The sequence below is a fragment of the Bradyrhizobium sp. OAE829 genome (genome assembly GCF_040546575.1).
Lineage (GTDB): Bacteria > Pseudomonadota > Alphaproteobacteria > Rhizobiales > Xanthobacteraceae > Bradyrhizobium.
Genome location: NZ_JBEPOE010000001.1, coordinates 3,592,606 through 3,618,075 on the forward strand (window position 1 = coordinate 3,592,606; position 25,470 = coordinate 3,618,075).

General features: G+C 63.9%; 23 protein-coding genes. 12 read left to right on the forward strand and 11 right to left on the reverse strand.

What is annotated here, in order from left to right:
• Window positions 1-2: 2 nt before the first annotated feature.
• Window positions 3-395, reverse strand: coding sequence for a DoxX family protein (locus tag ABIE49_RS17610; RefSeq protein WP_192735392.1), 393 nt, complete (start codon window positions 393-395; stop codon window positions 3-5).
• A 128-nt stretch (window positions 396-523) separates the two neighbouring features.
• On the opposite strand from ABIE49_RS17610, the gene ABIE49_RS17615 reads away from it, so the two are divergent.
• Both ABIE49_RS17615 and ABIE49_RS17620 read left to right on the forward strand, forming a co-directional pair.
• Window positions 524-949 (forward strand): winged helix-turn-helix transcriptional regulator, encoded by a 426-nt coding sequence (locus tag ABIE49_RS17615; protein WP_192735714.1) that lies wholly within the window; start codon window positions 524-526, stop codon window positions 947-949.
• 93 nt (window positions 950-1,042) lie between these two features.
• On the forward strand, window positions 1,043-1,225 hold the full coding sequence (locus ABIE49_RS17620; protein ID WP_192735393.1) for a hypothetical protein: 183 nt from the start codon (window positions 1,043-1,045) through the stop codon (window positions 1,223-1,225).
• A 48-nt stretch (window positions 1,226-1,273) separates the two neighbouring features.
• Here ABIE49_RS17620 and ABIE49_RS17625 read toward each other — a convergent pair whose 3' ends face one another.
• On the reverse strand, window positions 1,274-1,768 hold the full coding sequence (locus tag ABIE49_RS17625; RefSeq protein WP_192735394.1) for a GNAT family N-acetyltransferase: 495 nt from the start codon (window positions 1,766-1,768) through the stop codon (window positions 1,274-1,276).
• An 89-nt stretch (window positions 1,769-1,857) separates the two neighbouring features.
• On the opposite strand from ABIE49_RS17625, the gene tldD reads away from it, so the two are divergent.
• The 4 genes from tldD (at window position 1,858) to ABIE49_RS17645 (ending at window position 5,132) form a co-directional block, all read left to right on the forward strand.
• On the forward strand, window positions 1,858-3,285 hold the full coding sequence (tldD, locus tag ABIE49_RS17630) for a metalloprotease TldD (protein ID WP_192735395.1): 1,428 nt from the start codon (window positions 1,858-1,860) through the stop codon (window positions 3,283-3,285).
• Window positions 3,285-4,067, forward strand: a complete 783-nt coding sequence (gene lepB, locus ABIE49_RS17635; protein WP_354066863.1) for a signal peptidase I — start codon at window positions 3,285-3,287, stop codon at window positions 4,065-4,067. Before tldD ends, lepB begins: the two co-directional genes overlap by 1 nt.
• Before the next feature lie 111 nt (window positions 4,068-4,178).
• Window positions 4,179-4,517: an MmcQ/YjbR family DNA-binding protein gene (locus ABIE49_RS17640; RefSeq protein ID WP_192735396.1), complete on the forward strand. Its 339-nt coding sequence runs from the start codon at window positions 4,179-4,181 to the stop codon at window positions 4,515-4,517.
• 42 nt (window positions 4,518-4,559) lie between these two features.
• The gene (locus ABIE49_RS17645) at window positions 4,560-5,132 is read left to right on the forward strand and encodes a nucleotidyltransferase family protein (protein ID WP_192735397.1); all 573 of its coding nucleotides are present in this window, start codon (window positions 4,560-4,562) and stop codon (window positions 5,130-5,132) included.
• Between the two features lie 90 nt (window positions 5,133-5,222).
• Here the strand turns inward: ABIE49_RS17645 and ABIE49_RS17650 are convergent, their stop codons facing one another.
• From ABIE49_RS17650 to ABIE49_RS17660, 3 genes are all read right to left on the reverse strand, one after another.
• Entirely contained in the window at window positions 5,223-5,777 is a 555-nt protein-coding gene (locus ABIE49_RS17650; RefSeq protein WP_192735716.1) for a PAN domain-containing protein, read from the reverse strand.
• 205 nt (window positions 5,778-5,982) lie between these two features.
• Window positions 5,983-7,353: a glutamate--cysteine ligase gene (locus tag ABIE49_RS17655; RefSeq protein WP_192735398.1), complete on the reverse strand. Its 1,371-nt coding sequence runs from the start codon at window positions 7,351-7,353 to the stop codon at window positions 5,983-5,985.
• Window positions 7,354-7,449: 96 nt separating this feature from the next.
• Window positions 7,450-7,938: a MarR family winged helix-turn-helix transcriptional regulator gene (locus ABIE49_RS17660; RefSeq protein ID WP_192735399.1), complete on the reverse strand. Its 489-nt coding sequence runs from the start codon at window positions 7,936-7,938 to the stop codon at window positions 7,450-7,452.
• A gap of 164 nt (window positions 7,939-8,102) precedes the next feature.
• Between ABIE49_RS17660 and gstA the strand changes: the two genes are divergently transcribed.
• A complete protein-coding gene (gstA, locus tag ABIE49_RS17665; protein ID WP_192735400.1) occupies window positions 8,103-8,717 on the forward strand; it encodes a glutathione transferase GstA in 615 nt (204 codons plus the stop codon).
• Between the two features lie 76 nt (window positions 8,718-8,793).
• On the opposite strand, the gene ABIE49_RS17670 is transcribed toward gstA, so the two are convergent.
• The 5 genes from ABIE49_RS17670 to ABIE49_RS17690 form a co-directional block, all read right to left on the reverse strand.
• Window positions 8,794-10,026, reverse strand: a complete 1,233-nt coding sequence (locus ABIE49_RS17670) for an NAD(P)/FAD-dependent oxidoreductase (RefSeq protein WP_192735401.1) — start codon at window positions 10,024-10,026, stop codon at window positions 8,794-8,796.
• Window positions 10,027-10,419: 393 nt separating this feature from the next.
• On the reverse strand, window positions 10,420-12,636 hold the full coding sequence (locus tag ABIE49_RS17675; protein ID WP_192735402.1) for a 3-hydroxyacyl-CoA dehydrogenase NAD-binding domain-containing protein: 2,217 nt from the start codon (window positions 12,634-12,636) through the stop codon (window positions 10,420-10,422).
• 174 nt (window positions 12,637-12,810) lie between these two features.
• Window positions 12,811-14,019 carry an acetyl-CoA C-acetyltransferase gene (locus ABIE49_RS17680; protein WP_192735403.1) on the reverse strand — a complete coding sequence of 403 codons (1,209 nt, stop codon included), beginning with the start codon at window positions 14,017-14,019 and terminating at the stop codon, window positions 12,811-12,813.
• Window positions 14,020-14,190: 171 nt separating this feature from the next.
• Window positions 14,191-15,981 carry an acyl-CoA dehydrogenase C-terminal domain-containing protein gene (locus ABIE49_RS17685; RefSeq protein ID WP_192735404.1) on the reverse strand — a complete coding sequence of 597 codons (1,791 nt, stop codon included), beginning with the start codon at window positions 15,979-15,981 and terminating at the stop codon, window positions 14,191-14,193.
• Between the two features lie 118 nt (window positions 15,982-16,099).
• On the reverse strand, window positions 16,100-16,483 hold the full coding sequence (locus ABIE49_RS17690; protein WP_192735405.1) for a nuclear transport factor 2 family protein: 384 nt from the start codon (window positions 16,481-16,483) through the stop codon (window positions 16,100-16,102).
• A 162-nt stretch (window positions 16,484-16,645) separates the two neighbouring features.
• On the opposite strand from ABIE49_RS17690, the gene ABIE49_RS17695 reads away from it, so the two are divergent.
• The 5 genes from ABIE49_RS17695 to ABIE49_RS17715 all read left to right on the forward strand — a co-directional run bounded on the left by ABIE49_RS17695 (window position 16,646) and on the right by ABIE49_RS17715 (window position 24,025).
• Complete coding sequence (locus ABIE49_RS17695) at window positions 16,646-17,236, forward strand: PadR family transcriptional regulator (protein WP_192735406.1); 591 nt, start codon at window positions 16,646-16,648, stop codon at window positions 17,234-17,236.
• A 200-nt stretch (window positions 17,237-17,436) separates the two neighbouring features.
• The gene (locus ABIE49_RS17700; RefSeq protein ID WP_192735407.1) at window positions 17,437-21,003 is read left to right on the forward strand and encodes an SEL1-like repeat protein; all 3,567 of its coding nucleotides are present in this window, start codon (window positions 17,437-17,439) and stop codon (window positions 21,001-21,003) included.
• Between the two features lie 70 nt (window positions 21,004-21,073).
• Window positions 21,074-21,910: a COG3904 family protein gene (locus tag ABIE49_RS17705; protein WP_192735408.1), complete on the forward strand. Its 837-nt coding sequence runs from the start codon at window positions 21,074-21,076 to the stop codon at window positions 21,908-21,910.
• A gap of 406 nt (window positions 21,911-22,316) precedes the next feature.
• On the forward strand, window positions 22,317-23,243 hold the full coding sequence (locus ABIE49_RS17710; RefSeq protein WP_192735409.1) for a sulfite exporter TauE/SafE family protein: 927 nt from the start codon (window positions 22,317-22,319) through the stop codon (window positions 23,241-23,243).
• Window positions 23,240-24,025: a TIGR02186 family protein gene (locus ABIE49_RS17715; RefSeq protein WP_192735410.1), complete on the forward strand. Its 786-nt coding sequence runs from the start codon at window positions 23,240-23,242 to the stop codon at window positions 24,023-24,025. The genes ABIE49_RS17710 and ABIE49_RS17715 overlap by 4 nt, the downstream gene beginning before the upstream one ends.
• A gap of 95 nt (window positions 24,026-24,120) precedes the next feature.
• On the opposite strand, the gene ABIE49_RS17720 is transcribed toward ABIE49_RS17715, so the two are convergent.
• A complete protein-coding gene (locus ABIE49_RS17720) occupies window positions 24,121-25,470 on the reverse strand; it encodes an NRAMP family divalent metal transporter (RefSeq protein ID WP_192735411.1) in 1,350 nt (449 codons plus the stop codon).

The window sequence follows — 25,470 nt, forward strand, 5'->3', positions numbered from 1 at the left end:
GTTCACAAGTGACTGGCAAGCGATGCGATCTGGCCGCGCTTGGCGTAGGCGACGACGGCGCTCAGTGCCAACAGCACCAGAGCAGGCACAGCCGAGCCGCCGACCACAAAGAGATGAGTGACGGTCGCGCCGATCATGATGCAGATCAGCAGCACGGCGCCGACGGCCGCCAGCGACGGCGTGAGGATCAGGATGGCCCCGAGCACTTCCAGCGCCCCGGTCAAATAGCGGAACCATTGACCAAGGCCGATGTGCTGAAATGACTCAACCAGCATCGGCACGCCATAGAGCTTGGCGGCGCCTGCGCCTGCAAAGGCAAGGGCCAGCAATCCCCTGACGACCCAGAGACCGGCGGACTTCCAGCGCGGTGGCGCCGATGCAACAGCAAGTGACATTGGTCGCTCCCGATATGTTCCAGCAGTTCAGCGCCGTGGCCGACCCCGCGAAGGCTTTCGAGACACAAAATTCGGGAGTAAGATGAAAAGCACAAGTAGGATGCTTTTTGTGAGGTAGTATGAAAAAGATGACTATTGCAGAAAGCAAGGATATCGCCGCCCCGGAACCGTGCGAGCGCGGGGTGCTGGAGCAATTTCATCGTGCGCTGGGCGTTCTGGCCGGAAAATGGAAGGGCGACATTCTCTGGCAACTGGTCCAGCGCAAGCACCGGTTCGGCGAATTGCGCCAATCGATCCCCGGCGTCACCCAGCACATGCTGACGACGCAGCTACGCGATCTCGAGGCCAATGGACTGGTGAAGCGCACGGTCTATCCCGAGGTGCCGCCGCGCGTCGAATATGAGATCACGCCCTCGGCGAGAGCCCTGCAACCGGTGTTCGATGAACTGTTTCGCTGGTCGCAGGAGCACGGCTTTCCGACCGCGACGCAGCCCAAGGGCTCTTCTTCCAACAACAAGGGTTCTTCTTCCGACAAAAAGGCGCAGCCAAAGTAGGTTCCCGTCATTGCGAACTGAGTGATCTCGCTCACAGCCCGAGCAATGGTCATCCTGCAATAGGTTTCCCCATCAACGCGGAGGAAAACCATCATGACGAACGACCGTACGTTCGAGACCCGTGCACACGCTGCGAACAGCGAGCTGACCGGGGAGCAACTCGACATCGTATCCGGCGGCAAATGGTTTGAAATCGTGCGCGTCGAGCACAGTGTGAAGTCCCCGCGGGACGCGGCATCGGGATTGGCAACCGGTCGCCGCCAGCACCAGCCCTGATCTGATTGGGCGTCGTCAGGTTTTCGCAGGTTTTTCTTGGCCCTGCCGCTAGAACAGCAGCCCCATCAGAATCAGGTTTTCGTAGCTGCCATCGACCAGGATTGCCTCGCGCTGCACGCCCTCGATCTCGAAGCCGACCTTCTTATAGAGCGCGATCGCATTCACGTTGTTTTCCCGGACCGTCAGTTCGACCCGCTGCAGCCCGAAGGCCTGTGCGGCGCCGAGCGCCTGCGCGATCAGGCGCTTGCCGATGCCCCGGCCCCGGAACTGTGGTAAAAGGCCCATGCCGAGAACGCCGTTATGGGCATAAATCGGCCTCGGCTTCGGGGTCACGTCGCACCAGCCGACGACTTCACCGCCCGACAGCGCGACGAATTGCGGATACCCCTGCTCGATAATGTCGAGAATGAACGCCCGCGTCGCTTCCAGCGGGGGGGCCTCCAGGAACGACAGATAGCGCCGCTCCCGCGCCACGATATCGAGGGTCCGGTGAAAGCTATCGATATGGCCTTGCGTTATCGGAACAATTTCGATCGTAGCCATCGTGCCTGCAACGTGTTGATCCAGCCTCTCGCGAAACTACGAGGAAACAACTATCTTGGTTGCACCCCTCCGACAACGGACTGAATGTAATGACCAACTCCCCCGCTACAACCTCCCTGATCGACCGCGCCAATCTCGACCGCGATTCCGTCCGCCGGGAGATCGCGCGCGGGCTCGAAGGCGCTGATGACGGCGAATTGTTCCTGGAATATGGCCAGACCGAAGCGCTGATGTTCGACAATGGCAGGCTGAAGCAGGCGACCTACGACACTTCGCAGGGGTTTGGCCTGCGCGCGGTCAAGGACGACGCGGTCGGGTACGCGCATTCCTCCGACGTCTCGCTGCCGGCGCTGATCCGCGCTGCGGACGCGGTCGCGGCGGTTCGTGGCGGCTATTCCGGCAACTTTGCGGCGGCGCCCGCTCACACCAATGTGAGACTCTATGGCGACGACAATCCGCTGGATGCGCCGGGTTTTGAAGCCAAGGTGAAGCTGCTCGCCGAAATCGACGCCTATGTGCGCGACAAGGACCCGCGGGTGCGGCAGGTGACGGCCAGCCTTTCCGCCACCTGGCAGGTGGTGGAAATCCTGCGGCCCGACGGCGAAAGCTACCGCGACATCCGCCCCCTGGTGCGCGTCAATGTTTCCGTGGTCGCCGGCCAGGGCGACCGGCAGGAAAGCGGCAGCAAGGGCTATGGCGGCCGCGAGGGCTATGCGCGCTTCATCGAGACCAAGGCCTGGCGCGATGCCGCCGACGGCGCGATTCGCGAAGCCCTGGTCAATCTGGAATCGGTTCCTGCCCCCGCCGGCGAAATGGACGTGGTGCTGGGGGCCGGCTGGCCCGGCGTCATGCTGCATGAAGCTGTTGGCCACGGGCTCGAGGGCGATTTCAACCGCAAGCAGACCTCGGCCTTCGCAGGCCTGATGGGCAAGCAGGTCGCCGCCAAGGGCGTCACCGTGGTCGATGACGGCACCATGGCCTCGCGGCGCGGTTCGCTCTCCATCGACGACGAGGGCACGCCGACCAACCGCACCGTGCTGATCGAGGACGGCATCCTGGTCGGCTACATGCAGGACCGCCAGAACGCCCGGCTGATGAACATGAAGCCGACCGGCAACGGACGGCGCCAGAGCTACGCCCATGTGCCGATGCCGCGCATGACCAACACCTACATGCTGTCGGGCCAGCGCGACCCCGCCGAAATCCTCGCCTCGGTAAAGAACGGCATCTACGCCGCAAATTTCGGCGGTGGCCAGGTCGACATCACCTCGGGCAAATACGTGTTCCAGTGCACCGAGGCCTACAAGATCGAAAACGGCAAGATCGGCGCGCCCCTGAAGGGCGCGATGCTGATCGGCAACGGCCCGACCGACCTGCATCGCATCACCATGGTCGGCAACGACCTCTCGCTCGATACCGGGATCGGCACCTGCGGCAAGAACGGCCAGGGCGTGCCGGTTGGCGTCGGCCAGCCGACGCTGCGGATGGAGCGCATTACGGTCGGAGGAACCGGCTAGTGACCAGCGAGAACGAATCCACGGTCGCAAAACCTGCGGCAAAACCTGCAGGCTGGCGCGCGCAGGTCGCGCAACTCGCCGCCATCGTGATGGTGGTGTTCGTCGCCAAGGGCGCGCTGGCCGAGCCGTTTTACGTGCCGTCCGGCTCGATGGAGCCGACGCTCCTGATCGGCGACGCGCTGCTGGCGTCGAAATTCCCCTATGGCTACGGCGCGGCGTCGCTGCCGATCCAGATCACGCTGCCGGAAACCGGCCGCCTGTTCGGCGAGACGCCCAAGCGCGGCGACGTCGTCGTGTTCCGCTGGCCCGGCGACCGCTCGCAGGCCTGGGTCAAGCGTGTGGTCGGGCTGCCCGGCGACCGCATCCAGATGCGGCAGGGCCAGCTCTTCATCAACGACCATGCTGCGACCTTGAAGCCGGATGGCGTGGGTGAAGCCGAAGACGATCGAGGCGGCAGCGAAAAGGCCTATCGCTATGTCGAGACGCTGCCGAACGGGGTCACGCATGCGATCTTCAAGATGCGCGACAACGGCCGGCTCGACAACACGCCAGAGGTAACGGTGCCGACGGGAAAACTGTTCGTGCTCGGCGACAACAGGGACAATTCCGCCGACAGCCGCGTCGCGGTGCGCGACGGCGGCGTGGGCCTGTTGCCGATCGACAATCTGATCGGCCGCGCCGACGCCGTGGTCGGCTCCTGGGATCTCGGCATCCGCAGCCAGCCGGTATGGACCTGGCTCTCAGGCTTTCGCATGGCGCGGTTTTTTACCTCGGTGCATTAACGCGACCCGTAGCCCGGATGGAGCGCAGCGAAATCCGGGGCTCTTGCATGGGCGAGTGGACCCGGATTTCGCTTCGCTCCATCCGGGCTACGATTTGCTGGGGCATACGACGTGACCTTCGACGACGTCAGGACGTTCGCGCTGCTGTGGGACGAGGTCGAGGACGGCACGTCCCACGGCACGCCGGCGCTGAAGGTGCGCAAGAAGCTGCTGGCGCGGCTGCGCGAAGACAACGATAGCCTCGTCATGTTCGGCGTCCCCTTCGACGAACGCGAGATGCTGATCGAAAGCCAGCCGAAGATTTTTTACTTCACCGACCACTATCGCGATTATCCCATCGTGCTGATCCGCCTCTCGAAGGCCAGGCGCGCCATCGTCGAGCCGCTGCTGCGCCGGCACTGGCGCACGCTGGCATCGAAGAAGGCGGTGAAGGAATACGACGAATCATAGATCATCCCGTCGTTGCGACGCAATGACGTGGAAAGAGCATCCATGACCCAAGACGAATTCCTCAACCTTGCGCTACGCAACCCCGCCAACAAAATCATGACCGAAAAACTGTACGATCTGGCGCTGCCGGATGCCTGGATCGCGGCGGGATGCCTGGTGCAGACGGTGTGGAACGTGCTGACCGGGCGCGATGTCGATTACGGCATCAACGATTACGACGTGTTCTATTTCGATCCCGATACATCCTGGGCGGCCGAGGACGCCGTGATCCGCCGCCTGCACGACGCGCTCCGCAAGCTCGACGCCAAGGTCGAGGCGCGCAACCAGGCGCGCGTCCATCTCTGGTACGGCGAAAAACATCGTCTGCCCTACCCGCCGCTGCGCTGCTCGACCGAAGGCATTGATCGGTTTCTGACGAGAAATACGCAGATCGGCATCCGCCGCACGCGCGATGGCTACGACGTCTACGCACCCGATGGTTTCGACGACGCTGCCGGTCTGATCGTGCGGCCCAATCCGGGCCCGAATTTTTCCGCAGCGAATTATGCGAAGAAGGCGGCGCGGTGGAAGATGCTGTGGCCGGAGGTGACGGTGCTGGCGGCGGAGACGGAATGATCGTAGCCCGGATGGAGCGCAGCGAAATCCGGGACTTTCTTTGCGGATCGTGGGTTCCCGGATTGCGCTTCGCTCCATACGGGCTACGGGTCACCGCACCACGCCAGACGTAAAGCCGGCCTTGCGCCGCGGCGGCTTGATGTCTTTTTTCAGGAAGCAATGGCCTTCCTTGCCGGCATAGCCCGGGCGCGCATAGGTCCAGGCCCGGCATTTATTGTCGGCGGTGCAGGCGGCCTTGCAGGCGTCGTCGCCGTCCTTGCTCTTGACGTCGAAATTCTTGTAGTCGCCGCCGAACCGGTCGATCGAGGTTTCGATCGCGCTGTTCCTCGGCTCGACCACGCCGGCGCCGCGCACGCCGGAGACGCAGCAGCTGTCCTGGACACGCGACGGGACGTTGCTCTTGAGCCAGCACACCGCGCCGCTGGTCAGGTCGGTCGGATAGTTGAAGCTCCACGACCGGCAACGCTTGTCGCGTTCGCACACCAGCGCGCAGTCGGCCGGATCGCCCGAGATCACCGGCGAGCTCAGATAATCGCCGCCGGGGCGGTCGAAATTGGCCTGCGCCGCGGCCTCGCGCGCGGGTGCTGCCGCCGCCAAAAAGGCGAGCGTCACCAAACACGCCCTGAGCAGGCGGCCTATGCCCATGTGATTGCTTTCGAATGCGCGCGTTCCGAAGATTGCCATTGGAGCGGCATCAACCTGTACGGCGGATGAACGGCCCGGAAACGCGGCAACGAGCCGAGCGTGATGATCTCATCACGCTCTATCCTTTTGTTTGCGCATGACCTTTCTCGGAAAACCGGTACCCACCCCGCATCAAGTGCAGGGCCATGCTTTGCCGGATCATGCGTTAGAAAGCGTATTCCTTGTAGGCCGGTTCCACGGAGCCGCCCCAGGCGCCGTTGAATTTCTCCAGCATCTCTTCGGCCGGCGTGCGGCCGGATTCGAGGATCCGCTCCAGCGGCTCGAGGTGACGGCTTTCGTCACGGCCGAGGTGATCGATCCGGCCGCGCCGCCGCAAGCCGGCATGCGACAGCTTCACGCATTCCCGGGCAATCTCGAACAGATAGCGGTCGCGGATCCGGGCCTTGAAGCCGAAGCGCGGCACGTCGTCGCGCAGCGCCTGGCGCTCGGCCGCCGTCCAGTGCTTCACGAGATCCCATGCCGCGTCCAGCGTGGCGTCGTCGTACAACAGGCCGACCCAGAACGCCGGCAGCGCCGGCAAACGGCCCCACGGCACGCCGTCGGCGCCGCGCATTTCCAGGTAACGCTTCAAGCGCACTTCCGGGAAAATCGTCGAGAGATGATTGGCCCAATCCGACAGCGTCGGCCGCTCGCCCGGGAGCGCGTTACTCTTGCCGTCGAAGAAGGCGCGGAACGACGAGCCTGACACGTCGATATAGCTGTCGCCGCGCTTGACGAAATACATGGGGACGTCGAGCGCATAGTCGACCCAGCGCTCAAAACCCATGCCGTCCTCGAACGCCCACGGGATCATGCCGGAACGTGCATTATCGGTATCGCGCCAGATTTCGGAACGGAACGACAGGAAGCCGTTGGCCTTGCCTTCGGTGAACGGCGAATTGGCGAACAGGGCGGTCGCGATCGGCTGCAACGCCACCGACACCCTGAGCTTCTTGACCATGTCGGCTTCGGAGGAGAAGTCGAGATTGGTCTGCACCGTGCAGGTCCTGAACATCATGTCGAGGCCGTATTGGCCGACCTTCGGCATGTAGTTGCGCATGATGCTGTAACGGCCCTTGGGCATCACGGGGATCTGCGACCGCGACCAGGACGGCGTCATACCAAGGCCGAGAAAGCCGATGCCGAGCGGCGTCGCGATCTCGCGCACCTGCGCCAGGTGCGCCATCAGCTCCGCCTGGGTCTGGTGCACGGTCTCGACCGGCGCGCCCGACAACTCGAACTGCCCGCCGGGCTCCAGCGAAATCGCGCCGCCGCCGGTGACGTCGTACAGCCCGATGATGTTGCCGCGCTCCATGATCGGCTCCCAGCCGAGCAGAAGCTGCATGCCCTCCAGCAGCGCGCCGATGCCGCGCGCGCCTTCATATGGCACGGGGTGATAGCCCTCGAGCGTGAACGGGGTCTTCTCGTGCTCGGTGCCGATGCGGAACTCCGACGGCGGCTTCACGCCGGCCGCCAGCCACGCCACGAGTTCGTCGCGCGATTGCAACGGCGTCATATCGATTTGGTCACGCGCCATGAAAAACCCGGATCTTTGGCGATTCGACCGAACGCGCCGTGTGGCAGGGAGCATTGCGGACAGCGTTATCCGCAAAAACGATAAGATGAAGGCGTATCATCGGGCGGGAACGCCGTCTCGCACAGCGGCCGCCCCGACCTCGCTGCAGGAGCAGCCCAGCCGGTCGAGCAGACCGCAGAGCTTGATGGCGTCGGTGTCGGACAGTTTGGAGCCGACGTGTTTTTCGATCGCCGCCGAATAGGCGCTCCACATTTTCTTCTGCAGCTCGCGTCCCGTCTCGGTGATTTCGACGAACTGGCCGCGCTTGTCGATCTTGCATTCGCGCCGCGCCGCCAGCCCCTCATCGACCAGACGGTCGATCAGGCGCGAGGTCGAGTATTGCGGGATCAGCATCTGCTTCTCCAGCTCCACGGGGCGCATCTCGCCCGACGGCGCGCGCGACAATTCCAGCAGCGCGTCATACCAGGCGAGCGGCGGGAAGCCCGCCTTCTTCAAATCGTGCTCGACGGCGTCGAGCACCCGGCTCTGCACCCGCATCAGGCGGATCCAGGCGTTGGTCGCCTCGGTCGATGGTTTGCGTTTCATGGTCTGGTCCGTATCCGTCACAGGTCACGTGTCTGTCACAGGTCAGTGTACCGCACTAAATGCAGCTGCATCAATCTTGACTATTACATGCAGATGCATTTAGTCGTTTCGCGGCCCCAAGCCAAGGTTTCCAAGCGCAAGAACTTCCAAAGGGAGAAAATCCAATGAAATTGTACTATTCGCCAGGCGCCTGCTCGCTGTCTCCCCATATCGCGCTTCTGGAGGCCGGTCTTCCCTACGATCTGGTCAAGGTCGACCTGCGCGCCAAGAAGCTGGAAAACGGCGACGACTATCTGCAGGTCAACCCGAAGGGCCAGGTGCCGGCGCTGGCGCTGGATTCCGGCGAACTGGTCACCGAAGGCCCGGTCATCGTCCAGATGATCGCCGATAAAGCCGCGGACAAGAATCTTGCCCCCACCCGCGACCATGCCGATCGCTACAAGCTGCAGGCCTGGCTCACCTATATCAACAGCGAACTGCACAAGAACATCGGCCCGCAGTTCAGCCCGCTGCTCGCCGATGACGCCAAGGCATTCTTCAAGGACCGGGCAATGGGCAAGTTCAGATATGTCGATGGCGAACTCGCCGGGAAAGACTACCTGATGGGCAAGCAGTTCTCAGTGGCCGACGGTTACATGTTCACGATGCTGTCATGGGCCGAACGGATGAAATGGGATCTCGCTGATCTCTCCAACCTGATGGCCTACAAGGCCCGCGTCGGCGCCCGCCCGAAGGTGCAGGAAGCGCTGACCAAGGAAGGCCTGCTCAAGGCGGCGTGAGCGGTTTCGTATTCGAATGAAGGAAGGGCCGGATCGATGATCCGGCCCTTTTTGTTTTTCGTCAGTGGCGTCGCGATCAGTATCGCGCCGGACTGAACGCTGATGCGTCGGTAAATGTCGTCTCGCCGCTCATCATCTCGGCGAGCAGGCGGCCTGTGGTGGGGCCAAGGGTGTGGCCGTGATGACCATGCCCGAAATGCATCCACAGGCCTTTGTGCTTCGGTGCAGCCCCCACGACCGGCAGCATGTCGGGCATGCAGGGGCGGACCCCGCTCCAGGGTTCGGCCTCCACCGCGGTGCCGAGATCGACAAGCCGCCGTGCCGCCTGTTCCGCCCGTTCGAGCTGGCGCGACTGCGACGACCTTTCCGGTCCCATCAATTCGGCGCCCGACGTGATCCGCAATCCCTTCGCCATCGGCGCCATGGCGTATGCGAATTCGGGGTCGTGCAGCGGCAGATTGAGCCTTCCGCCCCCGGTGAAATGCCGATGGTAGCCACGCTTGCGCAGCATCGGAAAACGATAGTCAAACCTTTGCAACAGATCGGGAGACCACGGACCCAGCGACACCACGGCCGCCTCGGCGTCGATCGGGCCGTCATCCGACTGAACCGTCCAGCCGGCAGGACCCGGCGCCAACGTGGTCGCATCCCCGTTGACGAAGGTGCCGCCTGCGCGTGTGAACAGATCGGCATAGGCCGATACGAGCCCGCCCGGGTCCGAGACCGTCCATGGGTCGCGCCAGTGAACAGCCCCCGCCCCGGTCTCGTTTAGCCCGGGTTCGGCCGCGGCAAGCTGTGCCGGGCTAATAATTTCCGATCGCACACCGAATTCTTTAGCCAGCGTCTCGGCGACCAGCGCCACTTCATCCAGCGCAGCCTGGGTGCGGCGCAGGGAATGATAGCCGCTTCGCTGCACCAGATTGTCCGCGCCGGCTTCCCGGATCAGCACGTCATGCTCGCTTGTCGCCCGTGCGATGATCCGCGCATAGGCCTGCGATATGTGCTGGTGCCGATTCGGAGCGGAATGCCACCAGTACCGCAGCAAAGGACCAAGATGCCGCGGCAGCCATTTTACGCGGTAATGGACATCGTTGGCGCGCCCTGTTGCGATCGCCGCCAGCGTCGTAAGATCGCGCGGCATCGGATAGGGCCGCACCGCTTCGGCCTGGATGAAGCCGGCGTTACCGTAGCTGGTCTCGCGGCCGGGCTGATTGCGATCGAGCAGCACGACCGACCAGCCGCGGCGCTGTAACTGCAGCGCGGTCGTGACCCCGACCATTCCGGCGCCGAGAACGATAACGCTTCGCATTGTTGCGATCACCTTTGCATACGTCAGCGACCTGTCGCCAAGTCCTGTTTCAAAGTCCTGCTTCAAAGTCCTGCTTCAACCAATCTACGAGCAGCTGCACCAGATCGCGACAGTGGAAAAGGCGCGGATGCCCTGCGCAGAATGGCGCTTGACGCTCAAGCCACGCCGGGTCGCGTGAGCTCGCTCAAAAATCTATTCACAAAATAAGGGCCGGATCGATGGATCCGGCCCTTTTTGTTTTATCTGGCGTGCTCTTTCCACATGTCGTCCCGGCGAAGGCCGGGACCCATAACCACGAATGCTCGTGGTGAAAGAAGGTAGCTGCCGTTGTGCCCATTCGATAGGACACGGCGTATGAGTCCCTGCTTTCGCAGGGACGACGATGGATTAGCGTTACGCCGCCGCCAGCTTCTTCGGCGGGAAGCGGCCATAGAAGGTCTCGCCCTTGGCGGCCATGTCCTCCAGCAATTTCGGCGGCGTGAAGCGGGAGCCGTATTTGGCCTCTAACTTGTGGCAGAGTTCGACGAACTTCCTGGTGCCCATGAAGTCGATATAGGACAGCGTGCCGCCGGTGAACGGCGCAAAACCGAAGCCGAGGATCGAGCCGACGTCGGCCTCGCGCATGTCGGTGATGACGTGATCCTCCACCGTGCGTGCGGCTTCCACCGCCTGCACGACGAGAAAACGCTGCTTCAGTTCCTCGATGTCGAGCGTGTCGGGGTCGAGCTTCTTCGGCTGCAGATCGGCAAGTCCGGTCCACAGGCTCTTCTGGCCCTTGCCCTTCTCGGGATAGTCGTAAAAGCCCTTGCTGTTCTTGCGGCCGAGACGGCCCTGCTTCTCGACCAGCTCCACCATCAGTTTCTTCTGATCGGGGTTGATGGAGTTCGGCCCGAGATCGGCCTCGGTCGCCTTCATCACCTTGAGCCCGAGATCGAGCGCCACTTCATCGGAGAGCGACAGCGGGCCGACAGGCATGCCGGCCATCTTGGCGCAGTTCTCGATCATCGCCGGCGGCACGCCTTCGAGGAACATCTCGTTGCCTTCGGCGATGTAACGGCCGACGCAGCGGTTGGCGTAGAAGCCTCTGCTGTCGTTGACGACGATCGGCGTCTTGCCGATCATCCGCGTGTAATCCAGCGCGGTGGCAAGCGCGGCATCGCCGGTGTTCTTGCCGACGATGATCTCGACCAGCATCATCTTCTCGACCGGCGAGAAGAAGTGGATGCCGATGAACTTGCCCTGGTCCTTGAACTCCTCGGCCAGCGAGTTGATCGGCAGCGTCGAGGTGTTGGAGGCGAAGATCGCGCCATCCTTCAGGAGCGGCTGCGCCTTGGCGTAGGTTTCGGCCTTGACCTTGCGATCCTCGAACACGGCCTCGATGACGAGGTCGCAGTCTTTCAGCACGCCATAGTCGGCGGTGGCGCTGATGCGCGACATCACGGCGTCGCGGTCGCTTTCCTTGGCGCGGCCCTTCTTGATGAGATCGTCGATCACGGTTTGGGCGTGGCCCTTGCCCTTGTCGGCGCTGGCCTGATCGCGGTCGATCAAGACCACGTCGATGCCGGCGCGCGCGGAGACGTAGCCGACGCTGGCACCCATGAAGCCGGCGCCGATCACCGCGAGCTTTTTCACTTTGGTCGGCGGCACGTTCTGCGGGCGGCGTGCACCCTTGTTCAGTTCCTGCATCGACAGGAACAGGCTGCGGATCATCGCGGCGGCTTCGTTGGAGCGCAGTACTTTCGTGAAGTAGCGCGACTCGACGCGGAGCGCCGCGTCGATCGGCAACTGCAGGCCTTCATAGACACAGCTCATGATGGCGCGCGCCGCCGGGTAATTGTCGTAGGTCTCGCGGCGGTAGATCGCGTTGCCCGCCGGGAACATCTGCATGCCCGCCTTGGAGAACACCGGGCCGCCGGGAAGCTTGAAACCCTTCTCGTCCCAGGGCGCGATGGCCTTGCCACCGCCCTTGATCCAGTCCTTCGCCGCCTTGATCATGTCGGCGGGCGGGACGATGGCGTGAATGAGGTTGAGCGCCTTGGCGCGGGTGAGGTTAATAGCCTCGCCCTTGAGCAGCAGCTGCATCGCATCGGCGGGCTGCACGATACGCGGCACGCGCTGGGTGCCGCCGGCGCCGGGGAACAGGCCGACCTTCACCTCGGGCAGACCGAGCCGGGTCTTCGGGTTGTCGGCGGCGACACGGTAGTGGCAGGCCAGCGTCAGTTCAAAACCGCCGCCGAGCGCAAGACCATTGATCGCGGCGACCCACGGCTTGCCGGAAATTTCGATATTGCGATACACCTGCGAGAAGCGGCGGCTCTGGTCGAACAGCATCTGGTTGGCGGCTTCTTCGCCCTTGGCTTTGAGCAAATCGGCATATTGATGGGCCATGCCTTCGAGCATCGACAGGTCAGCGCCGGCGCACAGCGCTTCCTTGCCCGAGGTGATGACGACGCCCTTCACGGCGGCATCGGCGGTGGTCTGCTTGACGATCTCCTCAAGTTCGGTGGCCGAGGTCTCGTCGAGCACATTCATCGAACGGCCGGGCGTATCCCAGGTGACGAGCACGATGCCGTCGGCGTCGGTTTCCAGCTTGAAATTCTTGAAGGCCATGTGTTGCTCCCGATTTTGGTCTTCCTTCTCCCCTTGTGGGAGAAGGTGGCGCGCAACGCGCGCCGGATGAGGGGTCTCTATCCAATGAGAGAAATCTCTCCGCGGAGAGAACCCCTCACCCGTCGCCTCACTGCGTGAGGCGCCACCCTCTCCCACAAGGGGAGAGGGAAAAAATTAAACCCGCTCGATGATGGTCGCGGTGCCCATGCCGCCGCCGATGCACAGCGTCACCAGCGCGGTCGACTTGTTGGTGCGTTCGAGTTCATCGAGCACGGTGCCGAGGATCATCGCACCGGTGGCACCGAGCGGATGGCCGAGCGCGATCGCGCCGCCGTTGACGTTGATCTTGGAAGCGTCGATGTCGAAGGCCTGCATGTAGCGCAACACCACCGAGGCGAAGGCCTCGTTGAGTTCGAACAGGTCGATGTCCGACTTCTTCATGCCGGAGCGCTCGAACAGCTTTTCGGTGACGTCGACCGGGCCGGTCAGCATCATCGCGGGCTCGGAGCCGATATTGGCAAAGGCGCGGATTTTCGCGCGCGCCTTGAGGCCGTGCTTGGCGCCGGCTTCCTTGCTGCCGAGCAGCACGGCGCCCGCGCCGTCGACGATGCCGGAGGAGTTGCCGGCGTGATGCACGTAATTGATGCGCTCGACTTCGGGGTGCGACTGGATCGCGACCGCATCGAAGCCGCCCATCTGGCCCATCGCCACGAACGATGGCTGCAGCTGGCCAAGCGACTGCATCGTCGTGGTCGGGCGCATATGCTCGTCCTTCGCAAGGATGGTGAGGCCGTTGATGTCCTTCACCGGCACCACGGAGTTCTTGAAGCGGCCCTCTTCCCAGGCTTTCGCGGCGCGCTGCTGGCTCTGCACCGCGTAGGCGTCGACGTCATCGCGCGAAAAGCCGTATTTGGTCGCGATCAGATCGGCCGAGACGCCCTGCGGCATGAAATAGGCCGGCACCGCCATCGAGGGATCCATCGGCCAGGCACCGCCGGAGGCGCCGATGCCGACGCGGCTCATGGATTCGGCGCCGCCGCCGATCACGAGCTCATGCTGGCCGGCCATGACCTGGGCGGCGGCAAAATTCACGGCATCGAGGCCGGAAGCACAGAAGCGGCTGATCTGAACGCCGGGGACGGCCTGGCCGAGGCCGGCCTTGAGCGCCGCAAAGCGCGCGATGTCGCTTCCGGCCTCGCCGACCGGATCGACCACGCCGAGCACGACGTCGTCGACAACGTCGACGGCGAGATTGTTGCGCTCCTTCAGCGCCTGCAGCGGCACGGTGGCCAGCGCCAGCGCGGTCACTTCATGCAGCGAGCCGTCGGCCTTGCCGCGGCCGCGCGGGGTGCGAACGTGATCGTAGATATATGCCTCAGGCATGGTTTTCTCCCGTTTCGGTGCAGGCCCTGATCGAGCCAGACGAATTGCAGAACAGTCAGATCGTTAGGTCGTCGTGCGAGGAGCGAAGCGACGAAGCAATCCATGCTTCCGTTGTGGGTCTATGGATTGCTTCGCTGCGCTCGCAATGACGATAGAATTTTGCAGGACGCTTCAGAACGCTTCCGCCGCCAGTTCCATGGTAGTCGCGCAGCCGGTCTGGATGCGCGCGAGGTGCACCGTCGTTTCCGGCAGCATCCGCTCCATGAAGAAGCGGCCGGTCACCAGCTTGGTGGTCAGATAGGGCGTGGCACTCCCCGCCGCAATCTTGTCCTGGGCTACCTTGGCCATCTTTGCCCACATATAGGCAAAGGTGACGAGGCCGAACAATTGCATGTAGTCGGTGGCGGCGGCACCGGCATTGTCGGGCTTGGTGAGCGCGTTCTGCATCAGCCAGCCGGTGGCCTGCTGCAGATGGCCGAGCGCGGTGGAGAGCGGCGTCACGAACGGCTTCATCGCCTCGTCAGTGCCGTGCTCCTTGGCGAAGGCTCCGACCTCGCCGAAGAACGCCATCACAGCGCGGCCGCCGTCGCGCGGCAGTTTACGCCCGACGAGGTCGAGCGCCTGAATGCCGTTGGCGCCTTCATACAGCATGGCGATGCGCGCATCGCGCACGAACTGCTCCATGCCGTGTTCGGCGATGTAGCCGTGGCCGCCATACATCTGCTGCGCCAGCACCGAATTGGAGAAACCAACATCGGTCATCACGCCCTTCATGACCGGCGTCATTAGGCCCATGTGGTCGTCGGCTTCCTGGCGATCCTTCGGATCGGTGGATCGATGCGCGACGTCGCTCTTCAGCGCGGTCCACACCACCATCGCACGGGCAGCCTCGTTGAAGGCGCGGATCGTCAGCAGCACGCGGCGCACGTCGGGATGCACGATGATCGGATCGGCCGGCTTGTCCGGATCTTTGGCGCCCGTCAGCGACCGGCCCTGCAGGCGCTCGCGCGCGTAATTGACCGCGTTCTGATAGGCGACCTCGGATTGCGCGAGGCCCTGCACGGCAACGCCGAGGCGGGCCTCGTTCATCATCACGAACATGCCCTGCATGCCCTTGTTCTCTTCGCCGATCAGCCAGCCGGTGGCGCCGTCGTAGTTCATCACGCAGGTGGAATTGCCGTGGATGCCCATCTTGTGCTCGATCGAGCCGCAGGACACGCCATTGCGAGCGCCGAGCGAGCCGTCGGGATTGACCAGCACCTTCGGCACCACGAACAGCGACACGCCCTTGATGCCCGCGGGCGCGCCTTCGATGCGCGCCAGCACGAGATGGATGATGTTGTCGGCGAGATCGTGCTCGCCGGCGGAGATGAAGATCTTGGTGCCCGTGATCTTGTAGCTGCCGTCGGCCTGCTTGACCGCCTTGGTGCGGAGCAGACCGAGATCCGTGCCGCATTGCGGCTCGGTGAGGTTCATGGTGCCGGTCCACTCGCCCGCCACCATCTTCGGCACGAACATCTTCTTCTGTTCGGGCTTGCCGTGCACCATCAATGCGGCGGTCGCGCCCATGGTCAGGCCGCCATACATCGAGAACGCCATGTTGGCCGAGCTCTGGAATTCGGTCACGACCTGGCTCAGCGTGACCGGCAGCCCCTGCCCGCCATATTCGGATGGAGCCGACAGCCCGAGCCAGCCGCCTTCGGCGACCTGCTTGAAGGCTTCCTTGAAACCCTTCGGCGTGGTGACGCGGCCGTCATCGTGGCGGACGCAGCCCTCGAGATCGCCCACCCGGTTCAGCGGCTGCAGCACTTCTTCGGAAAGCTTCGCCGCTTCGCCGAGGATCGCTTCGCGGACATCCGCGGATGCGTCGGTAAAACCCGGAAGATTGTCGTAGCGGTCGATCTGGAACACATCGTTGAGCAGAAACGTGACGTCTTCAACGGGGGCTTTGTAGGTCGGCATGGTGTTCTCCCGGCAGGGCAGAATGAATCGGCTGATTACGTTTCAGGTGAAAGTCGGCAAGCCAGCAGGCGCTTCGGATTTCAGAGACGGACCTTATCCGGTTCCGGACGACGCGGCCTCACCCTTTTGCGAGCTGCGCGCCCATCAATTGATGCAGCAGGTTCATCGCCTTGAGCGGCCGCACCATCACCTTGAAGTGCGTGATCTTGCCTTCCGCGAAGGTGATGATGTCGACGCCGTTGATCACGATGCCGTCGATTTCTTTTTCGAATTCGAGCACGGCGCCATTGTCGCTGCGCCATTCGCCGACATATCTGAAGCCCGGGCCGCCCAGCACTTTCTCGGCGCTCGACAGATATTTGAAGGTGATGTCACGCCCGCGCTGCGGGGTATGGACGACGGGACTCTCGAACACCGCGTCGGGGTGCAGCAGATCCCAAAGTGCCGCGGAATCGTGCGACTTCATGTAGCCGTACCATTTGTCGAGTGCAGTCACGGTCATGATGCGTCTCCGATCGGCTCGATACGGGTTTAGCCCAATCTTTATGCACGTTGACGCATATGCAACTTTATGCATAAAGTCAACGCGACAATTTGGTCGAGCGACGGGGCACTTTCCTTTCTTTGCATGGGGTTGTTTTCGCGATTTTGAGGGATCGGCCTAATGGCGCTCGGTGACGCAATCCTTGCCTGTCTGACGGAACGTCCGATGTCGGGCTATGAGCTCGCCAAGACGTTCGACTCCTCGATTGGGTTCTTCTGGAAGGCCGACCACCAGCAGATCTATCGCGAACTCTCGAAGCTCAGGGATCGCGGCCATATCCAGGGCCACGAGGTGGTCCAGTCCGGCAAGCCCAACAAGCTGGTCTATACGCTGACACAGGAGGGCCGGGCCGCGCTGCGGCACTGGGGCGCCCGACCAAGCAGCCCGCCAATGATGAAGGACGACCTGCTGGTTCGGCTGTGCGCGCTCGACAGCTTCGACATCGAGCCCTTGCGCGCCGACCTGATGGCGCGGTTGGAACATCACCGCGACCGCTACGCTCGCTATGAGCGAATCCTGAACAAGCTGTTTCCGGACGGCAAGGCCACCTCCGTCGCCGACACCGGTAAGCTGCTGGGACTGCGCATCGGTCTGCGCCACGAACAAGCCGTGGCGGAATGGTGCGAAGAGGCGATCGAGACCCTGGCCGCCGTCGCGAAACCTGCTTCGGTCCTGCTGCTCGAAGACACCAGCCGCGAAAACAACGGCTGAGCGGCGGCGGAACCGGCTGGCCGGGTTCCAAAGTTAACTTTAGGGCCGTGCGGCCGCATTCCTTAACCCGTTATTTACCGTAACGCGAAAAAGTCAGGTTCTGAGGCAGACGACCTGCGCGAAATTCGATTGTCTCCTGGATGGGACGCGCGGGGAGGCTGAAGGCGCAGGAAGCGCCAGAGTCAGAACCGGACGAGAGCATGAATTCGCGCGTATCGTGGAGTGTAGAGGGCATCGATCCATCGGTCCGCGAAAGGGCCGAGGCTGCCGCGCGGCGCGCTGGCATGTCGCTGAGCGACTGGCTCAATTCCACCATCGGCGATTCCGCCCCGCCGAATTTCCGTGCGCCCTATGACGAGCAGCCGGCGATGCCGAGCGCGGAGAGCCGCGAGGTCGCGGACATTCACCAGCGGCTCGATTCGATCACCCGGCAGATCGATCAGATTTCCCGCCCCGCCCCGCGGAGCGACGCGCCCCGAACCGAAGCGCCCCGCGCTGAACCAACCGTCGCGCGGCAGCTGAACGACGCCATTTCGCGCCTCGATGCGCGGCTGTCGCAGATTTCAAGCCACGCGCCGCGCCAGCCGACGGTGCAGGAGCGGCAGCGCCAGGCCGAGATGGTCGAACGCGCCGCGACGCAAGTCTATCGTCCCTCGCCGCCGCTGAGCCCGGCGTCGTTTGATTCGGCGATCGCCGAAATCGCCGCGCGCCAGAACGAACTGGACGGGGTGCCGTCCCGGCAGATGCCGCCGCGCAGCGCGCCGCCGATGGCGGCAGGTGTGCCGCCGATGGCGCCGAGCGCCCCTGCCTTGGCTTATGCGCCACCGATGCAGCCGCCTGCACCGGCGCCCGCATCTGCTCCCATCCCCGCCGGTCCGGATTTTTCGTCGCTGGAACGGCATCTGCTCAAGATCACGAGCCAGATCGAGGCGATGCAGCGCCCCGACAATGTCGAGCAGTCGATCGCGGCCTTCCGCACCGAACTTGCCGATATCCGCCGCGCCATTACCGAAGCGATGCCGCGCCAGGCGATCGATTCGATCGAGAACGAAATCCGCTCGCTGTCGCGCCGGATCGACGAAACCCGCCAGAACGGCACCGATGCCAACGTGCTGGCCAACCTCGAGCGCGCGCTCGGCGAAATCTACGACGCGCTGCGTTCGCTGAAGCCGGCGGAGCAACTCGCGGGCTATGACGACGCGATCCGCAATCTCGGCACCAAGCTCGACCTGATCCTGCGTACGAACGACGATCCGTCGACGGTGCGTCAGCTCGAAGACGCGATCTCGGCAATGCGGGCGATCGCCTCCAACGTTGCGTCCAACGATGCGCTGGCACGGGTTTCCGACGATCTGCATGCGCTGTCGGCCAAGGTCGACCAATTGTCCCGCGCCGGCGACAACAGCGAGTCGCTGGCCAGCCTCGAAGCGCGAATTGCCGCGCTGACCTCGTCGATCGAAACGCGCGAACGGCCGGTCGCAAGCGACAATTCCGAATATATCGAAGGCGCGCTGCGCTCGCTGTCCGAACGCCTGGATCGGATCCCGGCCGGCAACGACAATGCTTCGGCGTTCACCCATCTCGAACAGCGCGTGACCTATCTGCTGGAACGCCTGGAGACCTCCGGCGGCCAGGGCGGTTCTGGCAGCGGCAATCTCGGGCGTGTCGAGGAAGGACTGCAGGACATCCTGCGCCATCTCGAACACCAGCACGCGAATTTGGTCAGGCTCGCCGACAATACCAGCAGCTATGCGGCGCCGCAGTCGATGGATTCCGGCATCGTCGAAGCCGTCAAGCGCGAATTGTCGGACCTCCGTTTCAGCCAGTCGGAAACCGATCGCCGCACGCAGGATTCGCTGGAGACGGTTCACAGCACGCTCGGCCATGTGGTCGATCGGCTGGCGATGATCGAAGGCGATCTGCGCGCGGTTCGCGCCGCACCGCCCGCGGCAGCTCCCGCCCCCTCTGCATTCGAAGCCCCCGCGGAAGCACCCCGTGCGGCGATGCCGCCGCCCAGCTTTGCACCGCCGGCCTATGTCCCTCAGGCTCAGCCGCAGGCCTTTGCGCCGCAGCCGAAACCTGAGCTGCCGAATCCCGCAGCCTCCCAGGAGTATTTTGCCGCCGCGCCGCGCGACTTCCATGCCGCGGAGCCGGTAGCGCCGCCGGCCATTCCGCCGATGACGCCGCGCGCCATCAGCGAAATCCTCGAGCCGCACGCAGCCCCGCCGCGCACCGCGATCGCGCCGGAATTGCCGCCGGATCATCCGCTGGAGCCTGGCACACGGCCGACCGCACGGGCGTCGTCGCCATCGGAGCGGATCGCCGCATCCGAAAGCGTGATCAACGAAATTTCCGCGGCCGCCAAGGAGCCGGTCAGTTCGTCGAGCTTTATCGCCGCCGCCCGCCGCGCCGCGCAGGCTGCTGCCGCCGCGCCCGCCAACGAGAAGGCGGCCAAGGCCGCTGCGAAGGCTAACGCGAAGGCCGCCAAGGTCACCGCGATCGACAAGGGCAAGACCGACGGCAAGGAGCCGTCGAACATCACCTCCAAGATCCGCTCGCTGCTGGTCGGCGCGAGCGTATTCGCGATCGTGCTCAGCACCTTCCAGCTGGCGATGACGCTGCTCGACACCGGCAGCGCGCCGCAAATTCCGCAGATGGAATCCACCGATCCGGCGCCGGCCTCAAAAGCACCGGCCGAGAACAGCGCCAAGCCCGCCATGCCGGCGCCGGCTGGGCCCTCCATGATGTCGCCCGCCCCGATCGGACGGCAATCGAACAACTCCTCCGCACCGAACACGCTGGACGGCGCGCAAGTCGCTATTCCCCAATCCACGATTCCTCAGGCCACGATTCCTCAGGGCATTATTACTCAAGCCGCTATTCCCCAGACCGCGATCGCGCCGCAGGCGGCGATGTCCATCCCGGCGCAGGGGGCAATGTCGCCGATCAATGCCGGCGACATCACCGGCGCGCTCCCGGCCCTGCCAGCCAACGGCAAGCCTGGAATGGTGCAGGTGCCGCAGGGCGAGCAACTGCCCGATGGCATCGGCGGACCGATGCTGCGCGCCGCTGCGTTGAAGGGCGATCCGACCGCAGCCTATGAAGTCGGCGTGCGCTTTGCCGAGGGCAAGGGCGTAGCAGCCAATCTCGACGAAGCCGCAAAATGGTATGACCGCGCGGCGCAAGCCGGCGTGGTGCCCGCGATCTTCCGGCTCGGCACCTTCTACGAGAAGGGCATGAGCGTCAAAAAGGACGCCGATGTCGCGCGGCGTTACTATCTGCAGGCGGCCGAACGCGGCAACGCCAAGGCGATGCACAATCTGGCCGTGCTCGACGCCGATGGCGGCGGCAAGGGCGCCAACTACAAGGTCGCGTCGCAATGGTTCCGCAAGGCGGCCGATCGCGGCGTCGCCGACAGCCAGTTCAACCTCGGCATCCTCTATGCCCGCGGCATCGGGGTCGAGCAGAACCTCGCCGAATCCTTCAAATGGTTCAGCCTCGCGGCGGCCCAGGGGGATGCGGATTCCGGCCGCAAGCGTGACGATATCGCCAAGCGTCTCGACGCCCAGTCGCTGGCGGCAGCCAAGCTCGCGATCCAGACCTTTACGCCGGAGCCGCAGCCCGACGCCGCCGTCAATGTCGCAACCCCGGCCGGTGGCTGGGACCCGGCGCCTGCGCCCGCAGCTGCGACCAAACCCGCCGCCAAGCAGGCTTCGACCAAGCGCGCCGCAGCCTCGGCGGCGGCGCCGCTGGCATCGACCCGATAATCCCTCCATATAAAGCCGTATGATCTGACGGGGCCGGCGTGGCCTCGCGCGGCTTTGCAGTGAGGATCGATTGTCTGCCGAAGATGGTCAGGACGGGGAAGACCGTTTCCGAAAGTCGCCAACCGGGCCTTCGGTCGCGCCGCCGCGCAAGCTGGCCGAGCAGTCCGCGCCTTCGCCGTGGCGATCTCAGCCGCCGCCTCCTCCGCAGCAACCGCAAACGGCGCGGAGCCAATGGCCGCTCGGCTCCATTCTCATCTTCGTGCTTTTGCTTGCCAGCATCGGCATTCAAGCCTATCGCGACCTGTCGCGGCCCGACGCCTGGGATTACTGGAAAGACCAGTATGTCTCGCCGAGCCTGACCTCCTCCGTGGTCGCCAAGCTCGATCTCAATGGCGCCGCGCGTGACCGGCGCGCCCTGTTCATCAAGGGAGAGATCGGACCCGGGGCGGCAAGATGGTTCCGCGAGAAACTGGACGAGGCCCAGCTTGCCGCAGGCGACGTGATCCTGATGTCTTCGCCCGGCGGCGACTTGAATCAGGCCGCGATCATGGGCGAGCTCATTCGCTCGCGCGGACTGATGACGGCGGTCGGCACCGCCGATGCCGCGGGCCGCGTCAAACCCTCCTATTGCGCCAGCGCCTGCGTGCTGGTCTATGCCGGCGGCAAGAGCCGCATTGGCGTGTTGGGCTCAGGCTTGGGCGTGCACCGGTTTACCACGACAAAGCAAGTGGATGATCCGCTCGCCGAAGCCCAGAAGATTTCAGGCGCGGTGCTCGGCTATATGACCAAAATGGGGGTTTCATCGTCGGTCGTGCAGGCGATGTCCGAGACCAAGGACATCCGCTGGCTTGCGCCCAAGGAGGCGCTCGCCATGAACCTCGTCACCGATCCGGTGGGGAAGCCCTGATTGCTGTCGTCCCGGCCTTGAGCTCAGATGTGCAATTGCACATCGGGGGATCCATAACCACCGGCCGCAATTGTTTTGCGCGCTAAACGTTATCTTCCTCGTTCAGCAAGGCAGGCCGCGGAGTATGGGTCCCCCGATGTGCAATTGCACATCTGAGCTCAAGGCCGGGACGACGAAAAATTATCAGGCACCGGTCACGCATGTGTGCAGGTGCGGCAAATAATTGCCTTCCGGGGCATTCTTTAGTCCCCCCTGCCACTGATCTGGGTTATGCAAAGATGCGGCAACCGGTCCGCGTGCGCTGACCCTGCGCGCCAATCGGATTCCACTGCCGGCAAATGCTCGAAACCATGCCCTGGGCGGCCGTTAGGCCAGGTCAGCGGCAGACAACGAGAAGCAGACGCGCGTGCAGCTCTACCTTCCGATCGCAGACATTCCCGTCAATGTTTTCCTCATCCTGGCGATGGGCGCGGCGGTTGGTTTCGTCTCCGGCATGTTCGGCATCGGCGGCGGCTTCCTGATGACGCCGCTGTTGATCTTCGTCGGCATCGCGCCCGCGGTCGCCGTCGCCTCGGTCGCGAGCCACATCGCGGCTTCCTCCTTCTCGGGCGCGATATCCTATTGGAGGCGACGATCCATCGATCCCATTCTGGCGTTGGTCTTGTTGACCGGCGGTACCGTCGGGACGGCGCTCGGGGTCTGGACGTTTACGCTGCTGCGCTCGCTCGGCCAGCTCGATCTGTTGATCGCGACGTCCTACGTCATCCTGCTGACGACGGTCGGCGGGCTGATGTTTTGGGAAGGCCTGCGCGCGCTGCTGCGGGCCCGGCGCGGCGGTGCGGCGACGATACGCCGCCCCGGCAGCCATGGCTGGATTCACGGCCTGCCGCTGAAGATGCGCTTCAAGCGCTCGAAGATCTACCTGTCCGTGATCCCGGTCGTCGTGATCGGCCTGATTATCGGCTTCATCGGCGCCGTCATGGGCATCGGCGGCGGCTTCATCCTGGTGCCGCTGATGATCTACGTGCTGCGGGTGCCGACCTCGACGGTCGTCGGCACCTCGATGGTGCTGACGCTGGTGACGATGATATTCGCTACCCTGCTGCATGCGGTGACCAACCATCTGGTCGACGCCGTGCTGGCGCTGATCCTGATGATCGGCGGCGTGACCGGAGCCCAGTTCGGCGCCCGCGCCGGCCAGAAGATCCGCGGCGAACATCTGCGGCTGCTGCTCGGGCTTCTGGTGCTCGCCGTCGGCATCCGCTTTGCCGTGGAACTGGTGATCCGGCCGGCCGATCTGTTCACGATCCGCGAAACGGGAGGCGGGGTATGATCGCGCGCGCCTCCCTCATCGTGGCAGGTCTCGTGCTTGGCGCCGCGCTCGCCATTTCGCCGGCCTGCGCCGAACGGCTGATCGTGTCGGTGTCGAACCACCGCGTGACGGTGACGCCGAATTATTCCGGCGAGGAGCTGGTGCTGTTCGGCTCGGTCGAAAAGGACGCCCAGACGCCGGCCGGCCGCAACAATTACGATCTGGTCGTGACCGTCAGCGGCCCGCGCGCCGACATGGTGACGCGGCGCAAGGAGCGCAAGTTCGGCATCTGGATCAACACCGACTCCCGGCAGTTCCTCAAAGTGCCGACGTATCTGGCGCTGTTTTCCAACCGGCCGTTCGACGACATCGCCTCACCCGAAGTGCAGCGGCGGCAGCAACTCGGCCTCAACAATGTGCTGCTGACGCAGCGCGTCGGCCCTGATTTTGCCGACGTGGTGCCCAACGACCCGTTCCGCAGCGCGTTCGTGCGCCTGCGCAAACAGCACGGGCTGTATCGCGAGGAACAATCGGCGGTGACGTTCCTGACGCCGACGCTGTTCCGCACCGGCATTCCCCTGCCGGGCGAAGTGCCGATCGGCACCTACGACGTCGAGATCAAGCTGTTCGCCGACGGCGCGCTGGTCACGCGCACTGAAACCGCGTTCGAGATCGTCAAGGTCGGCTTCGAACAGTTCATCGCCAACGCCGCCCACAACAATGGTCTTGCCTATGGGCTGGTAACGGCCTTCATGGCGCTGATGACGGGCTGGATGGCGTCGATCGTGTTCCGGAAGGATTGAACAAGGTCGTGGGGTGGGCAAAGCGAAGCGTGCCCGCCATTCAAGGTAATGACCTGGGAAAGATGGTGGGCACGGCGCAAGCGCCTTTGCCCACCCTACAGAAAAAACCCGATCCCCATTGCCAGCACGCTGAGCAGCATTGCCGCGGTCGACAGCCATCCAAGCCAATAGAGCCAGCCGCCGACGACAAAGCGGCCCATCACGTCGTTGCGGCGCGCCATCAGCATCAGCAGCACCATCACGGGAACGGCGAGCACGCCGTTGATGACGGCGCTCCAGTACAGCGCCGAGATCGGATTGATCGGCGTGAAATTGAGCGCGATGCCGATTGTACCCGACAGCGCCAGCACCGCGTAGAAGGCGGCCGCTTCCTTTGGCTTGCGCGCGAGGCCGACCGGCCAGCGCCGTCCCTCACCAACCGCGTAGGCGGTGGCGCCGGCAAGCACGGGGATCGCCAGCAATCCGGTGCCGACGATACCGAGCGCAAAGATCGTTTCCGCGAAGGCGCCGGCGATCGGCTTCAGGGCTTCGGCGGCCTCCGCCGAACTCCGGATGTCGGTCTTGCCCGTCGCGTGCAAGGTCGCCGCCGCCGTCACGATGATCGACAGCGCGATCAGATTCGAGAACGCCATGCCGATGATGGTGTCGGCGCGGATCCGATGGAATTCCTTCTGCGCGCCGTGATGCCTTTCGATCAGGGGCCGCTTCTTCGCGTCGACGCGCTGGTCTTCGGCCTCCTGCGAGGCCTGCCAGAAGAACAGATAGGGCGAGATCGTGGTGCCGAGAATCGCGACGATGGTGGTGAAGTAATCCGCGCTCCAGGTGATCCTGGGAAGCAGGATGCCGGTCAGCGCCTCGCCCCACGAGACCTGTGCAAAGGCAAGCGCCGCGACATAGGCGAACAGGCTGAGCGTCAGCCATTTCAGCACCGCGACATAGCGTTTGTAGTCGAGGAAGATTTGCGCGGCGACCGACACGACGCCAAAGAACACGACATAGACGATGCCGTGGCCGCCGATCAGAAGCTTGGTCGCATCAGCCATGGCGCCGAGATCGGCCGCGATGTTGATCGTGTTGGCGATGAACAACAGCGCCACCACGATGTTGAGCAGCGCCGCCGAATAATGCCGGCACACATTGCCTGATATGCCGTGCCCGGTGACGCGGCCGACCCGGGCGGAGATTTCCTGGATCGCCGCCATCAGCGGAAAGGTCAGCAGCATGGTCCAGCCGATGCCGTAGCCGAGTTGCGCGCCGGCCTGGCTGTAGGTGCCGATCCCCGACGGATCGTCGTCGGACGCGCCGGTGATCAGGCCGGGTCCGAGCGCCTTTGCGGCGTCGCGGAGGCGAAACGGCTGATGCTGTTCGCCCTTCGATGCCGGTTGTTTGTTGCCGGCATCCCTGTGCCCGTGATCTGTTGAACTCGACTTGTTGCGATCTGCCAT

Excerpts from the sequence above, each read along its gene's own strand:
- ABIE49_RS17690 (WP_192735405.1), bottom strand. The coding sequence starts at position 16,483 with ATGACCGTGACTGCACTCGACAAATGGTACGGCTACATGAAGTCGCAC.
- ABIE49_RS17715 (WP_192735410.1), top strand. The coding sequence starts at position 23,240 with ATGATCGCGCGCGCCTCCCTCATCGTGGCAGGTCTCGTGCTTGGCGCC.
- ABIE49_RS17615 (WP_192735714.1), top strand. The coding sequence starts at position 524 with ATGACTATTGCAGAAAGCAAGGATATCGCCGCCCCGGAACCGTGCGAG.
- ABIE49_RS17680 (WP_192735403.1), bottom strand. The coding sequence starts at position 14,019 with ATGCCTGAGGCATATATCTACGATCACGTTCGCACCCCGCGCGGCCGC.
- ABIE49_RS17645 (WP_192735397.1), top strand. The coding sequence starts at position 4,560 with ATGACCCAAGACGAATTCCTCAACCTTGCGCTACGCAACCCCGCCAAC.
- ABIE49_RS17660 (WP_192735399.1), bottom strand. The coding sequence starts at position 7,938 with ATGAAACGCAAACCATCGACCGAGGCGACCAACGCCTGGATCCGCCTG.
- ABIE49_RS17655 (WP_192735398.1), bottom strand. The coding sequence starts at position 7,353 with ATGGCGCGTGACCAAATCGATATGACGCCGTTGCAATCGCGCGACGAA.
- ABIE49_RS17625 (WP_192735394.1), bottom strand. The coding sequence starts at position 1,768 with ATGGCTACGATCGAAATTGTTCCGATAACGCAAGGCCATATCGATAGC.
- ABIE49_RS17700 (WP_192735407.1), top strand. The coding sequence starts at position 17,437 with ATGAATTCGCGCGTATCGTGGAGTGTAGAGGGCATCGATCCATCGGTC.
- ABIE49_RS17610 (WP_192735392.1), bottom strand. The coding sequence starts at position 395 with ATGTCACTTGCTGTTGCATCGGCGCCACCGCGCTGGAAGTCCGCCGGT.
- ABIE49_RS17720 (WP_192735411.1), bottom strand. The coding sequence starts at position 25,470 with ATGGCAGATCGCAACAAGTCGAGTTCAACAGATCACGGGCACAGGGAT.
- ABIE49_RS17675 (WP_192735402.1), bottom strand. The coding sequence starts at position 12,636 with ATGGCCTTCAAGAATTTCAAGCTGGAAACCGACGCCGACGGCATCGTG.
- tldD (WP_192735395.1), top strand. The coding sequence starts at position 1,858 with ATGACCAACTCCCCCGCTACAACCTCCCTGATCGACCGCGCCAATCTC.
- ABIE49_RS17670 (WP_192735401.1), bottom strand. The coding sequence starts at position 10,026 with ATGCGAAGCGTTATCGTTCTCGGCGCCGGAATGGTCGGGGTCACGACC.
- ABIE49_RS17620 (WP_192735393.1), top strand. The coding sequence starts at position 1,043 with ATGACGAACGACCGTACGTTCGAGACCCGTGCACACGCTGCGAACAGC.
- gstA (WP_192735400.1), top strand. The coding sequence starts at position 8,103 with ATGAAATTGTACTATTCGCCAGGCGCCTGCTCGCTGTCTCCCCATATC.
- ABIE49_RS17650 (WP_192735716.1), bottom strand. The coding sequence starts at position 5,777 with ATGGGCATAGGCCGCCTGCTCAGGGCGTGTTTGGTGACGCTCGCCTTT.
- ABIE49_RS17685 (WP_192735404.1), bottom strand. The coding sequence starts at position 15,981 with ATGCCGACCTACAAAGCCCCCGTTGAAGACGTCACGTTTCTGCTCAAC.
- ABIE49_RS17695 (WP_192735406.1), top strand. The coding sequence starts at position 16,646 with ATGGCGCTCGGTGACGCAATCCTTGCCTGTCTGACGGAACGTCCGATG.